General features: G+C 70.2%; 12 protein-coding genes. All 12 read left to right on the top strand.

All coding sequences use genetic code 11. From position 1 onward, the window contains the following. Positions 1-157: 157 nt before the first annotated feature. Entirely contained in the window at positions 158-2,179 is a 2,022-nt protein-coding gene (locus ABZ471_RS21700) for a beta-galactosidase (RefSeq protein WP_359068414.1), read from the top strand. 115 nt (positions 2,180-2,294) lie between these two features. After that, positions 2,295-3,854 carry an arabinogalactan endo-1,4-beta-galactosidase gene (locus tag ABZ471_RS21695; protein WP_359068492.1) on the top strand — a complete coding sequence of 520 codons (1,560 nt, stop codon included), beginning with the start codon at positions 2,295-2,297 and terminating at the stop codon, positions 3,852-3,854. Between the two features lie 183 nt (positions 3,855-4,037). After that, on the top strand, positions 4,038-4,328 hold the full coding sequence (locus tag ABZ471_RS21690) for a helix-turn-helix domain-containing protein (RefSeq protein WP_359068413.1): 291 nt from the start codon (positions 4,038-4,040) through the stop codon (positions 4,326-4,328). An 87-nt stretch (positions 4,329-4,415) separates the two neighbouring features. Next, positions 4,416-5,369, top strand: a complete 954-nt coding sequence (locus ABZ471_RS21685) for an SMP-30/gluconolactonase/LRE family protein (protein WP_359068412.1) — start codon at positions 4,416-4,418, stop codon at positions 5,367-5,369. Positions 5,370-5,437: 68 nt separating this feature from the next. Continuing rightward, positions 5,438-5,899, top strand: coding sequence for a fluoride efflux transporter CrcB (gene crcB / locus ABZ471_RS21680; protein ID WP_359068411.1), 462 nt, complete (start codon positions 5,438-5,440; stop codon positions 5,897-5,899). After that, positions 5,896-6,312, top strand: a complete 417-nt coding sequence (locus ABZ471_RS21675) for a DUF190 domain-containing protein (protein WP_359068410.1) — start codon at positions 5,896-5,898, stop codon at positions 6,310-6,312. Before crcB (ABZ471_RS21680) ends, ABZ471_RS21675 begins: the two co-directional genes overlap by 4 nt. Next, positions 6,309-6,683, top strand: coding sequence for a fluoride efflux transporter CrcB (gene crcB, locus ABZ471_RS21670; protein ID WP_359068409.1), 375 nt, complete (start codon positions 6,309-6,311; stop codon positions 6,681-6,683). The genes ABZ471_RS21675 and crcB (ABZ471_RS21670) overlap by 4 nt, the downstream gene beginning before the upstream one ends. A gap of 93 nt (positions 6,684-6,776) precedes the next feature. After that, on the top strand, positions 6,777-7,613 hold the full coding sequence (locus ABZ471_RS21665; RefSeq protein ID WP_359068408.1) for an undecaprenyl-diphosphate phosphatase: 837 nt from the start codon (positions 6,777-6,779) through the stop codon (positions 7,611-7,613). Positions 7,614-7,783: 170 nt separating this feature from the next. Next, positions 7,784-8,461, top strand: a complete 678-nt coding sequence (locus ABZ471_RS21660) for a FadR/GntR family transcriptional regulator (protein ID WP_359068491.1) — start codon at positions 7,784-7,786, stop codon at positions 8,459-8,461. Continuing rightward, entirely contained in the window at positions 8,458-9,912 is a 1,455-nt protein-coding gene (locus ABZ471_RS21655) for an amino acid permease (protein WP_359068407.1), read from the top strand. The genes ABZ471_RS21660 and ABZ471_RS21655 overlap by 4 nt, the downstream gene beginning before the upstream one ends. A 34-nt stretch (positions 9,913-9,946) precedes the next feature. Beyond that, positions 9,947-10,963, top strand: a complete 1,017-nt coding sequence (locus ABZ471_RS21650; protein WP_359068406.1) for an asparaginase — start codon at positions 9,947-9,949, stop codon at positions 10,961-10,963. Positions 10,964-11,078: 115 nt separating this feature from the next. Further along, positions 11,079-12,074 (top strand): lyase family protein (locus ABZ471_RS21645; RefSeq protein ID WP_359068405.1); only part of this gene is annotated, 996 nt, incomplete at its 3' end.

Here is a 12,074-nt window from a genome sequence, read left to right as displayed (position 1 = left end):
CCGTGAACGGAAGGCCCTGCCATGCTTCTGTGAGCGTTCACAGTAGAGAAACATCCCGGACACTTGTCAATGGTTGTTGCTGTGCGGTTATGTTGAGCTCGCACCGCCCCCGCTGTGTGCGCACGTTCCCAAATGATCGATTTCACGGGAGAGATCCATGCCGGAGACCACCCCCAGGGGCCTCACCAGGCTCGCCTTCGGTGGGGACTACAACCCCGAGCAGTGGCCGGAAAGCGTCTGGCAGGAGGACGTCCGGCTGATGCGCGAGGCCGGCGTCACGATGGTCAGCGTCGGGATCTTCTCCTGGGCCCTGCTGGAGCCCTCGCCCGGTTCGTACGACTTCGGCTGGCTGGACCGGGTGCTCGCCCTGCTGCACGAGAACGGCATCCGCGTCGACCTCGGCACGCCCACCGTGGTGCCGCCCGCCTGGTTCTACCGGGCGCACCCCGAGGCTCTGCCGGTGACCGCGGAGGGCGTGCGCTACGAATTCGGGTCGCGCGGCGCGATCTGCCACAGCAACGCCGACTACCGTGCGGCCGCCGCGAGCATCACCACGAAGCTCGCCGAGCGCTACGGCAACCACCCCGCACTCGCCATGTGGCACGTGCACAACGAGTACGGCGTCCCCGTCTCGGCCTGCTACTGCGATTCCTGCGCCGCGCACTTCCGCCGCTGGCTGGCCGACACCCACGGCAGCGTGGAGGCGGTCAACGAGGCCTGGGGCACGGCCTTCTGGGGCCAGCGCTACACCGGCCTCGACCAGATCAACCCGCCGCGAGCCACCCCGACCGTCGGCAATCCGGGCCAGGCCCTCGACTACAAGCGGTTCGCCGACGCCACCATCCGCGAGAACTTCCGCGCCGAACGGGACATCCTGCACCGCCTCTCGCCGGGCGTCCCGGTCACGACCAACTTCATGACCGCGCTCAGCCAGTGCGACTCCATGGACTACTGGGCCTGGGGCCGCGAGGTCGACCTCGTCACCAATGACCACTACCTGATCACCGACGGCCGCCGCACCCACGTCAACCTCGCCATGGCGGCCGACATCACCCGCTCCGTGGCCGGCGGCGCCCCCTGGCTGCTGCTCGAACACTCCACCTCGGGCGTCAACTGGCAGCCCCGCAACCCTGCCAAGGCCCCCGGCCAGATGGCCCGCAACTCCCTCGCCCACGTGGCCCGCGGTTCCGATGGCGCCATGTTCTTCCAGTGGCGCCAGTCCCGGCGCGGCGCCGAGAAGTTCCACTCGGCGATGCTCCCGCACGGCGGCACCGACACACGCGTGTGGCGCGAGGTGGCCGAACTCGGCGCGACCGTCGGCTCGTTGGCCGCCGTCCAGGGCACCCGCACCGAGGCCGACGTGGCCCTGCTGTGGGACTGGCCGTCCTGGTGGGCGCAGAACCTCGCCTGGCGGCCCAGCGAGGACCACGATCCGCGGGAGCGCGCCGACTCCTTCTACGAGGCCCTCTACGACCGCCACCTCACCGTCGACTTCGCCCACCCGGAAGCCGACTTGTCAAAATATCCCCTTGTCGTCGTACCGGCCCTGTACCTGATGACGGAGGCGGCCGGGAACAACGTCCGCGAGTACGTCGAGAACGGCGGCACGCTCCTGGTCTCGTACTTCTCCGGCATCGTGGACGAGCAGGACGCCGTGCACGAGGGCGCCTACCCGGGCGCGCTGCGCGAGGTCCTCGGCCTGACCGTGGAGGAGTTCTCGCCGCTACTCAGGGGCGAGCGGGTGCGCCTGACCGGTCCCGACGGCTCCGAACCGACCGGGGACGTGTGGACGGAGTTCGTGGTGCCGCGCGGCGCCGACACCGTGTGGACGTATGCCGACGGGCTCACCGCCGGCCGCCCGGCCGTCACCCGGCACCGGCTCGGCGAGGGCACCGCCTGGTACGTCTCCACCCGCCTCGACGCCCAAGGCCTGGACGTGCTCATCGGCCGGGCCGCCGATGACGCCCGGATCGCCCCGCGCGCCGACCTGCCCCGCGATGTCGAGGTCGTGCGCCGCAGCGGCGAGTCCGGCAGCTTTCTCTTCGTGATCAACCACACCGTCAGTGACGCCAAGGTGCCGCTGGACGCGCCCGGCACCGAACTGCTGACGGGCGAACGCGCCGCGGGCCGCCTGGCGGTCCCGGCGGGGGCCGTGCGGGTCGTACGACTCGACGGCTGAACCGGCTCCCCTCCGTCCGCGTGCGCCACGAGAGCCGCGGGCGGAGGGGCCTCTCCTCCGGTCCCCACCGGAGGACACCCCCAACCCAGTTACCTCGAAGGGACGACGGACGATGATGTTCCATCCCGGACGCACCATCAGGGCCCTGCTGCTGCCGCTGGCGGCCGGGCTCGCCCTCACCGCTCTGCCCGTCCAGAGCGCCCAGGCAGCGAGCACCCTGGCCAACGGCGGCTTCGAGTCCGACGGTTCCGGCGTGGCCGCGCCCACGGGCTGGTCGGAGTACGGTGACACCGGAGCCTCGTTCACCGAGTCCGGCGGTCACGGCGGGAGTTACCGCCTGTCCCACTACTCGTCCTCCGCCTACAAGGTGGAGACCTACCAGTACCTGTCGGGGCTGACCAACGGCAACTACACGCTGACCGCGTGGGTCCGTTCCAGCGGCGGTCAGAACTCGGCCTACATAGCGCTCAAGAACTGCGGGAGTGCCGAGCAGCGCACGGATCTGCCGATCTCGTCCAGTGGGTGGATCCGTATCGTCACGCCGATCAACGTGACCAACAACCAGTGCACCATCAGCATCAACAGTGACGCGAACGCGGGCAATTGGATCAATGTTGACGATCTGACCTTCACGTCCGGCACCACTGGTACATCCATCCATGGCGCCGACATCTCCTCCCTCGCCAAGAGCGAGGCCAAGGGTGGTGTCTACAAGACGAGTTCGGGCACGACCGGCGACGCACTCTCCGTCCTGAAGGCGTACGGCATGAACTACGCGCGCCTGAAGGTCTGGGTGAACCCGGCCGACGGCTACAACGACAAGGCGCATGTCCTGGCCATGGCCAAGCGCATCAAGGCGCAGGGCATGAAGCTGCTGGTCGACTTCCACTACTCGGACACCTGGGCCGACCCGGGCGCCCAGACCAAGCCGGCCGCGTGGGCGAGCCACTCGTACAGCCAGCTCAAGACGGACGTGTACAACCACACGTACGACGTGTTGAACGCGCTGAAGGCACAGGGCACCACCGCCGACATGGTCCAGGTGGGCAACGAGATCAACGGCGGCATGCTGTGGTCCGAGGGGTCGACGGACAACTGGAGCCAGCTCGCCGGGTTGATCAACTCGGGCTACGACGCCGTCAAGGCGGTCAACTCGTCGACGGTCGTGGCGCTGCACCTGGCCAAGGGCGGGGACAAGGCCGGCACGGAGTCGTGGTTCGACAAGGCGGTCGCGAACGGCACCAGGTTCGACGCGATCGGCCTGTCGTACTACGGCTACTGGCACGGTCCGCTGTCCGACTTCCAGACCACCCTGGACGACGCTGCCGCCCGCTACGGCAAGCCGGTGTTCGTCGCCGAGACCGCCTACCCCTTCCGCCTGGACAGCGACGACTTGCTCACCAACCAGATCGACACCACCGGCGAGCTGGTCTCCGGCTACCCGGCGACCGTGGCGGGCCAGACCAAGTGGATGAACGACGTGGCGAGCATCGTGGAGGCGGTCCCGAACGGCCGCGGGCTCGGCGTCTTCTACTGGGAGGCGACCTGGACGGCCGTCACCGGCAATGGCTGGGACCCGACCGACGCCACCTCCGGCAACGGCTGGGAGAACCAGGCCCTGTTCGGCTACGACGACAAGGCACTCTCCTCCATGACGTGGTTCAGCCACCGCTGAACCACCCCTGACGGGGGCCCGGTCGTAAGGGGACGGCCGGGCCCCTTCCCGTTCCCGGGAACGCGTCCGGCGGGAACGGCCGTTCGATATCGGACAAGGGAGGCGGAGTCCGGTACGGGACGGCTCCGGCTGCGCCAGAGTGGGAAGAGGCGCACGAGGAGGCCGGGAACGGAGGCGAGACAGATGTTGAGGAACCCCTCGGGCCGCACGCGGCAGGACATCCTGGACTGGCTCAAGGACCCGGCGGCCCACTTCCCGGCGGGGCGCCGCCACGGCGACCCGGCCGAGACCGGCGTCACCGCGCGGGCGGTGGCCGCCAAGCTCGGCGTCTCCCGCCGGACCGCCGCCGCCCACCTCGACTTCCTCAGCCGCCTCGGCCTGCTGCGCACCCGCCGGATCCACTGCCGCACCCACTACCGGCGCGACGAGATCCGCATCGCCGAGGTGGCCGCCATGTTCGAGAAGGGCTGGTGAAAGAGGCCGCCGCCTGCTTCGAAACGGCCTCGTGAGGGGGCGGCCGCCTGCGAGGATGGGCTGCCCGACGGCGAAGGGCAGGCACCCATGACGACAGCACTCGTCCCGCTCCACTACGTCGCCCTCGGCGGCCGCGGCCCCGAGGACGTGGTGGCCGACCCCGAGGGCCGTGTCCTCACCGGGATGGCGGACGGTCGCATTCTGCGTATCCGCCACCTCGCGGACCCGGACACAGCCCGCGCCGAGGTGCTGGCCGAGACCGGCGGCCGTCCCCTCGGCCTCGAACTCCTCCCGGACGGTCGCCTTTTGGTGTGCGACGCGGAACGCGGGCTGCTGGGCGTCGACCCCGACAGCGGCACCGTGACGGTCCTCGCCGACTCGGTGGCGGGGCAGCGGCTGCGGTTCTGCAGCAATGTCGTCGCCCAGGACGACGGCAGCGTGTTCTTCACCGTCTCCAGCCGCCGCCATCCCCTGGACCAGTGGATCGGAGACATCGTGGAGCACAGCGGCACCGGACGACTGCTCCGCCTCGCGCCCGGGAGCAGCATTCCCGAAGTCCTCCTGGACGGGCTCCAGTTCGCCAACGGCCTCGCCCCGAGCGCCGACGGATCCTTCCTGGTGATCGCCGAGACCGGCGCCTGCCGCCTCACCCGCTACCACCTCACCGGCCCGCGCGCCGGACACGCGGAACCCTTCGCGGACCTCCCCGGCATGCCCGACAACCTGTGGCGCGACGGCCCCGACGGACCGATCTGGGTGGCCCTCGCGGGACCGCGGGTGCCCCCGCTCGACCTCCTGCACCGCACCCCGCCCGCCGTACGCCGCGCCGTGGCCAGGGCCGCCGTGCACGCCCCGTTCCGACCGGGCGGCACGATCGGCGTGCTGGCCCTCGACGACCACGGCGGGACCGTCCACCACCTCGCCCGCCGCCGCTCCGGCTTCCGCATGGTCACCAGCGTCTGCCGGGCCGGCCGGCACTTGGTTCTCGGCAGCCTCTGGGAGCCCGGCATCGCGGTCTGCGCGCTGCCCTCGGCCGGGTGACGCGGCGGTACCCTGGTGCCCGGCCATGATCACCCGTGTGAGGCAGGGCCGAACAGGAGACGTAGGAGATGACAGCCCCGGAAGCGGAGAGCCTCCGTACCCGCCCCATGCGCCCGCGGCGGCCCGAGTGGCGCACCCAAGCCCCCGTCGTCGCGGTCGTCGCCGTGGGCGGCGCACTCGGCGCGACGGCCCGCTACGCGCTCACGCTGGTCTGGCCCACGCCTCCCGGCGGCTTCCCCTGGGCCACCTTCTGGACCAATGTCATCGGCTGCGCCGTGATCGGCGTGTTCATGGTGCTGATCACCGATGTGTGGGCGGCCCACCGCCTGCTGCGCCCCTTCTTCGGCACCGGCGTGCTCGGCGGCTTCACCACCTTCTCCACCTACGCGGTCGACATCCGGAAGCTGGTCGACGCCGGCCACCCCCGCATCGGGCTGGCCTATCTCGCCGCGACCCTGCTCGCGGCCCTCACGGCGGTGTGGCTGGCCTCGGCCGCCGCCCGCCTGGCCTTCACGGAGAGGCGGCGATGACCGGACTCACCGGCCGGGCCCTGCGGCTGACCGTCTTCATCGGCGAGGACGACACCTGGCACCACAGGCCCCTCTACTCCGAGATCGTGCACCGCGCCCATGCCGCCGGAGTCGCCGGAGCCAGCGTCTTCCGGGGCATCGAGGGGTTCGGCGCGTCCTCCCACGTCCACACCTCCCGGTTGCTGCCGCTGAGTGAGGACCTGCCTGTGGCGATCGTCGTGGTGGACACCGAGGAGCGGGTCCGGGCGTTCCTGCCGCAGCTGGACGAGCTGGTCGTCGAAGGTCTCGTGACCCTGGAGGAGTGCGAGGTCATCCTCCCCCAGTCTCAACTTCGTTCGACCGGGGGGACCCCTACCGTAGGCCGCCGTCTCGGCCCGGACGGAACGGATCCGAAGGGTAAGAAGTCGTTGTGAACTGGCTACTGGTCGTACTGGGGGCCGTGGTCGGTGCGCCCCTGCGCTATCTCACCGACCGCGCCGTCCAGGCTCGGCACGACTCGCTCTTCCCCTGGGGCACCTTCGTGGTGAACGTCACCGGCTGCCTGATCCTGGGCCTGCTCACCGGCGCGGCTTCCGCCGGAGCCGCAGGTCCGCACGTGCAGCTGCTGGTCGGCACCGGGCTGTGCGGGGCCCTGACGACGTACTCGACCTTCTCCTACGAGACACTGCGGCTGACCGAGGCCGGTGCGGGGCTCTACGCTGCCGCCAATGCCGTCGCGAGCGTCGTGGCGGGGCTCGCGGCCGCTTTCGCCGGTGTGTCCCTCGCCGGAACCCTGTGGGGCTAGGGCCCGTACAGGTTCTAGGCGCTTGGCGTACGGCCGGGCATAGTGAGTACTGTCTACAGCACTGTCGACCAACCTTCCTCAGAACTGGATCCCATGAGCGCCATCTCCGTCGGTCAGGCCGTCGTCCTCGGGGTAGTCGAGGGGGTGACCGAGTTCCTCCCCGTGTCCTCCACCGGCCACCTCAAGATCGCCGAGGGGCTCATGGACATCCCCGTCGACGACAAGTCCGTCGTCGGCTTCTCGGCCGTCATCCAGGTCGGCGCCATCGCCGCCGTGCTCGTGTACTTCTTCAAGGACATCAAGCGGATCGTCTCGGCCTGGTTCCGCGGCCTGACCAAGCCCGAGGAGCGCTACCACCACGACTACAAGTTCGCCTGGTGGGTGATCGCCGCGACCGTTCCGATCGTCCTGGTGGGCCTTGCCGCCAAGCCGCTGATCGACGGCCCGCTCGCCTCCCTGTGGGTGGTGGCCGGTTCGCTCATCGTCGGCTCCGGCGTGATGTGGGCGGCGGACCAGATGGGCCGGCACAAGCGCGGCGAGGACGACACCTCCTTCAAGGACGCGATGCTGGTCGGCTGCTCGCAGATCCTCGCCCTGCTCTTCCCCGGCTTCTCCCGCTCCGGCGCCACCATGTCGACCGCGCTCATCCTCGACCTGGACCGCGTCGCCGCCACCCGCCTCTCGTTCTTCCTCGGCATCCCGGCCCTGACCGGCGCCGGCATCTACGAGCTGAAGGACGCCCTCGGTGCGGGCGTCGGCGCCGCCCCGCTGGTCGTCGGCACGGTCGTGTCCTTCGTCGTCGCCTACGGCTCCATCGCCTGGCTGCTGAAGTTCGTCGCCAAGCACTCCTTCAACGCCTTCGTGATCTACCGGATCGTCATCGGCGTCGGGCTCCTCGGACTGCTCGCCACCGGCACGCTCGGCAGCTGAGCGACGCCCGGACCGCCCACGGGGTGCGGATGCCTGCATTCAGGCACCGCGCCCCGTGAATGTTTCCTTACGCAACGTCTTGACAGTTCCCTCCCGCAACCCGCAGGATCGCTCCCGTGAACCTGTCAGACAGCCAGACAGGTGGTCGGACCCCACGGCGCGTCAGCGCCATGGAAGCGGTCCTCGGCCACCTCCGCGGCGCCATCGAACGCGGCGAGTACGCCATCGGCGACAAGCTCCCCTCCGAGGCCGAGCTGTGCCGCACCCTCGAGGTGTCCCGGCCCGTGCTGCGCGAAGCGCTGCGCGCGCTGCAGACGATGGGCCTGACGGTCTCCCGGACCGGCAAGGGCACCTTCGTCGTCGCTAGCGCCGTCGAGGACCCCACCTTCGGCGACTACGCGGCCAGCGACCTGCTCGAGGTGCGCCGGCACATCGAGATCCCGGTCGCCGGGTACGCGGCCCTGCGCCGCACCCCGGAGAACCTGGACCACCTGGCCCACCTCCTGGACCGCATGGAGCGGGAGACGGACACCACCGCGTGGGTCGCGATGGACACCCTCTTCCACCTGGCCGTGGCCGAGGCCGCCCAGAACCCGGTCTTCCGCCGGGTCATCGAGGAGATCCGTGACGCATTGGCGCGTCAGTCGGCCTTTCTCAACGAGCTGGGCGGGCGCCGTGAGCAGTCCAACCGCGAGCACCGGGCGATCGTCGAGGCGCTGACCGACGGTTCGGAGCACGACGCCGTCGAGGCCATGAGCCATCACCTCGACCGTGTCGAGACGACCCTCACCGACATCGTGCGCCCCGCGCGCACGGACCTCCCCACGGAAGGCGGACCCGAGGCGTGAGCGAGCAGCACCTCAAAGACGAGACGCGCCCCTCGTCAGGCCATGTCGCCGACCACGTCGACGCCGGAGACGCGGGCTACAGCAAGAGCCTGAAGCACCGGCACGTCAACATGATCGCGATCGGCGGTGCCATCGGCACCGGCCTCTTCCTCGGCGCGGGCGGTCGGCTCGCCGACGCCGGGCCCTCCCTGTTCGTCGCGTACGCCGTCTGCGGCGTCTTCGCCTTCCTCGTCGTCCGCGCGCTCGGCGAACTGGTCCTCTACCGCCCGTCCTCCGGCGCCTTCGTGTCGTACGCCCGGGAGTTCCTGGGCGAGAAGGGCGCCTACACCGCGGGCTGGATGTACTTCCTCAACTGGGCGACCACCGGCATCGCCGACATCACGGCGGTGGCCACCTACACCCACTACTGGGGCATGTTCTCCGACATCCCGCAGTGGGTCATCGCGCTGATCGCCCTGGCCGTCGTCCTCACGGTGAACCTCATCTCCGTGAAAATCTTCGGCGAACTGGAGTTCTGGTTCGCGATCGTGAAGGTCAGCGCGCTGGTGATCTTCATGTGCATCGGCATCTTCCTGCTGGTCACCCAGCACCCCGTGGACGGCGCGACCCCCGGCCCCTCCCTGATCACCGACAACGGCGGCGTCTTCCCGAACGGCCTGCTGCCCATGCTGCTGATCATCCAGGGCGTCGTCTTCGCCTACGCCTCCGTCGAGCTGGTCGGTGTCGCCGCCGGTGAGACCGAGAGCCCCGAGAAGATCATGCCGAAGGCGATCAACTCGATCATGTGGCGCGTGGGCCTGTTCTACGTCGGCTCGGTCGTCCTGCTCTCGATGCTGCTGCCCTGGAACAAGTACACCTCCGGTGAGAGCCCCTTCGTGACGGTCCTGTCCAACGTCGGCATTCCGGCCGCGGGCGGTGTGATGAACCTGGTCGTGCTCACCGCGGCCATGTCCTCGCTCAACTCCGGCCTGTACTCCACCGGCCGCATCCTGCGCTCCATGGCGGTGAACGGTTCCGCCCCGAAGTTCACCGCGCGGATGAGCCGCAGCCAGGTTCCGTACGGCGGCATCCTGCTCACCAGCGGTATGTGTGTCCTCGGTGTCGGCCTGAACTTCGTGGTCCCGGCGGACGCCTTCGAGATCGTCCTGAACTTCGCGGCGATCGGCATCCTCGCCACCTGGGGCATGATCATGCTCTGTCACCTGCTCTTCTGGCGGAAGACCCAGAAGGGCGAACTGGCCCGGCCGTCCTACCGGCTGCCGGGTTCCCCCTGGACCGAAGTCGTGACGCTGGCCTTCCTCGCCTCCGTCCTGGTCCTCATGTACGCCGACGGCGGCGCCGGACGCACCACCGTGCTGTGCCTGCCGCTGATCGTCGGAGCGCTGGTCGCGGGCTGGTACGCCATCCGCGGGCGCATAGCGCGCAAGTCCACCACCGGAGCCGATGCGTGACCCGCACGGCGCTCCCTGACAAGCAGGCAGTGTGATGTACAGCAGTTCCCCTGCGGACGCACCCATCGTCCGTGAGCCCCTCCACGCCCCCGTCGCCCACCTCATCCGCGGCGGGGTCGTCGAGGGCATCCACTACGGCTCCGTCGTCGTCCTCGGCGCCGACGGCCAGGTCCAGTTCCAGCTCGGCGACATCGAGGCCGCGTTCTACCCGCGCTCGGCCCTCAAGCCCGTCCAGGCCGTGGCGATGCTGCGGGCCGGGCTGCCGCTCGACGGCGAGCTGCTCTCGCTGGCCGCCGCCAGCCACTCCGGCGAGGAGCGCCATCTCGCCGGCACCCGCCGGATCCTCGAACTCGCCGGCCTCGCCGAGGACGACCTGCGCAACGTCCCCGACATGCCGTACGACCCGGTCGTGCGGGACGCCTGGATCCGCGAGGGCCGGCTGCCCTCCCACCTCGCCCAGAACTGCTCCGGCAAGCACGCGGCGATGCTGTGGACCGCCAAGCTCAACAACTGGTCCCTGACGGACTACCTGGACCCGGCGCACCCGCTCCAGCAGGCCGTCGCCGAGATCGTCGAGGACCTGACCGGCCAGCGGATCGCCCGCGTGACCGTGGACGGCTGCGGTGCGCCCCTGTTCTCCGTCTCTCTGCACGGCCTCGCCCGCGCCGCCGCCCGCATCACGGCCGCCGTGCCGGGCACGCCCGAGGCCCGGGTGGCCGACGCCATGCGCGAGCACGCCGAGATGGCCTCCGGCTCGGGGCGCGACGTGTCCGCGCTGATGCGTGCCGTCCCCGGGCTGCTCGCGAAGGACGGCTTCGAGGGCGTCCAGGTGGCCGCGCTGCCCGACGGCCGTGCTATCGCCGTCAAGATCGCCGACGGCGCGAATCGTGCGCGTGTGCCGGTCGCCGCGGCCGCTCTTGCTCGCGCGGGCGTGGACCCCGAGCTGCTGACCGAGTTCGCCGGGGAGCCGCTGCTCGGCGGAGGGGAGCCGGTGGGATGTGTGCGTCCGGTGCGCGCACTGGACCCGGTTCCGCTGACCGCCTGCGTGTAGCTCCGCTGGTTCGGCCGTATTGGATCTGCGGGCACGTTGTGGCTGGTCGCGCAGTTCCCCGCGCCCCTTTGGGGCGCGCTCACCCTCACCCCCTCAGAAAGAGGACCCGTACCTCATGACCGCGCTCACCCGAAGCGAACACGATCTGCTCGGCGACCGCGACGTGCCCGCCGATGCGTACTGGGGCATCCACACCCTGCGTGCGACGGAGAACTTCCCCATCACCGGCACCTCGATCTCCGCCTACCCGCATCTGATCGACGCCCTGGCCGCCGTCAAGGAGGCCGCCGCCCTCGCGAACGAGGAACTCGGCCTGCTGGCTCCGGAGAAGGCGGCCGCGATCGTCGCCGCCTGCCGGGAGATACGCGACGGCAAGCTGCACGGCCAGTTCGTCGTGGACGTCATCCAGGGCGGCGCGGGCACGTCCACCAACATGAACGCCAACGAGGTCGTGGCGAACCGTGCGCTGGAACTGCTCGGGCACACGAAGGGGCAGTACGCGCACCTGCACCCCAACGAGGACGTCAACCTCGGCCAGTCCACCAACGACGTCTACCCGACGGCCGTCAAGGTCGCCACGGTGTTCGCGGTGCGGGGACTGCTCAAGGCGATGTCCGTACTGCAGGACGCCTTCGCCCGCAAGGCGGTCGAGTTCCGTGACGTGCTCAAGATGGGCCGTACACAGCTGCAGGACGCCGTGCCGATGACGCTCGGCCAGGAGTTCTCCGCCTATGCCGTCATGATCGAGGAGGACCGCAGCCGTCTTGCCGAGGCCGTCGAGCTGATCCACGAGATCAACCTCGGTGCCACGGCCATCGGCACCGGCCTCAACGCCCCGGCCGGATACGCCGAGGCCGCCCGCCGGCACCTCGCCGCGCTCACCGGGCTGCCCCTGGTCACCGCGGCCAACCTGGTCGAGGCCACCCAGGACTGCGGCGCCTTCGTCCAGATGTCCGGCGTGCTCAAGCGGATCGCGGTCAAGCTCTCCAAGAGCTGCAACGACCTGCGCCTGCTCTCCTCCGGCCCGCGCGCGGGCCTGGGCGAGCCGCCTACCGCGCGGGCCGTGCGATCCAGGCGGGTCGCGTGTGGACGAACTGCTACCACGCCTACC

The organism is Streptomyces sp. NPDC005728 (assembly GCF_040630895.1).
Lineage (GTDB): Bacteria > Actinomycetota > Actinomycetes > Streptomycetales > Streptomycetaceae > Streptomyces.
This window is presented reverse-complemented; position numbering and strand designations above follow the sequence as displayed.

Excerpts from the sequence above, each read along its gene's own strand:
- ABZ471_RS21665 (WP_359068408.1), top strand. The coding sequence starts at position 6,777 with ATGAGCGCCATCTCCGTCGGTCAGGCCGTCGTCCTCGGGGTAGTCGAG.
- ABZ471_RS21650 (WP_359068406.1), top strand. The coding sequence starts at position 9,947 with ATGTACAGCAGTTCCCCTGCGGACGCACCCATCGTCCGTGAGCCCCTC.
- ABZ471_RS21690 (WP_359068413.1), top strand. The coding sequence starts at position 4,038 with ATGTTGAGGAACCCCTCGGGCCGCACGCGGCAGGACATCCTGGACTGG.
- ABZ471_RS21695 (WP_359068492.1), top strand. The coding sequence starts at position 2,295 with ATGTTCCATCCCGGACGCACCATCAGGGCCCTGCTGCTGCCGCTGGCG.
- ABZ471_RS21700 (WP_359068414.1), top strand. The coding sequence starts at position 158 with ATGCCGGAGACCACCCCCAGGGGCCTCACCAGGCTCGCCTTCGGTGGG.
- ABZ471_RS21660 (WP_359068491.1), top strand. The coding sequence starts at position 7,784 with ATGGAAGCGGTCCTCGGCCACCTCCGCGGCGCCATCGAACGCGGCGAG.
- ABZ471_RS21685 (WP_359068412.1), top strand. The coding sequence starts at position 4,416 with ATGACGACAGCACTCGTCCCGCTCCACTACGTCGCCCTCGGCGGCCGC.
- crcB (WP_359068411.1), top strand. The coding sequence starts at position 5,438 with ATGACAGCCCCGGAAGCGGAGAGCCTCCGTACCCGCCCCATGCGCCCG.
- ABZ471_RS21675 (WP_359068410.1), top strand. The coding sequence starts at position 5,896 with ATGACCGGACTCACCGGCCGGGCCCTGCGGCTGACCGTCTTCATCGGC.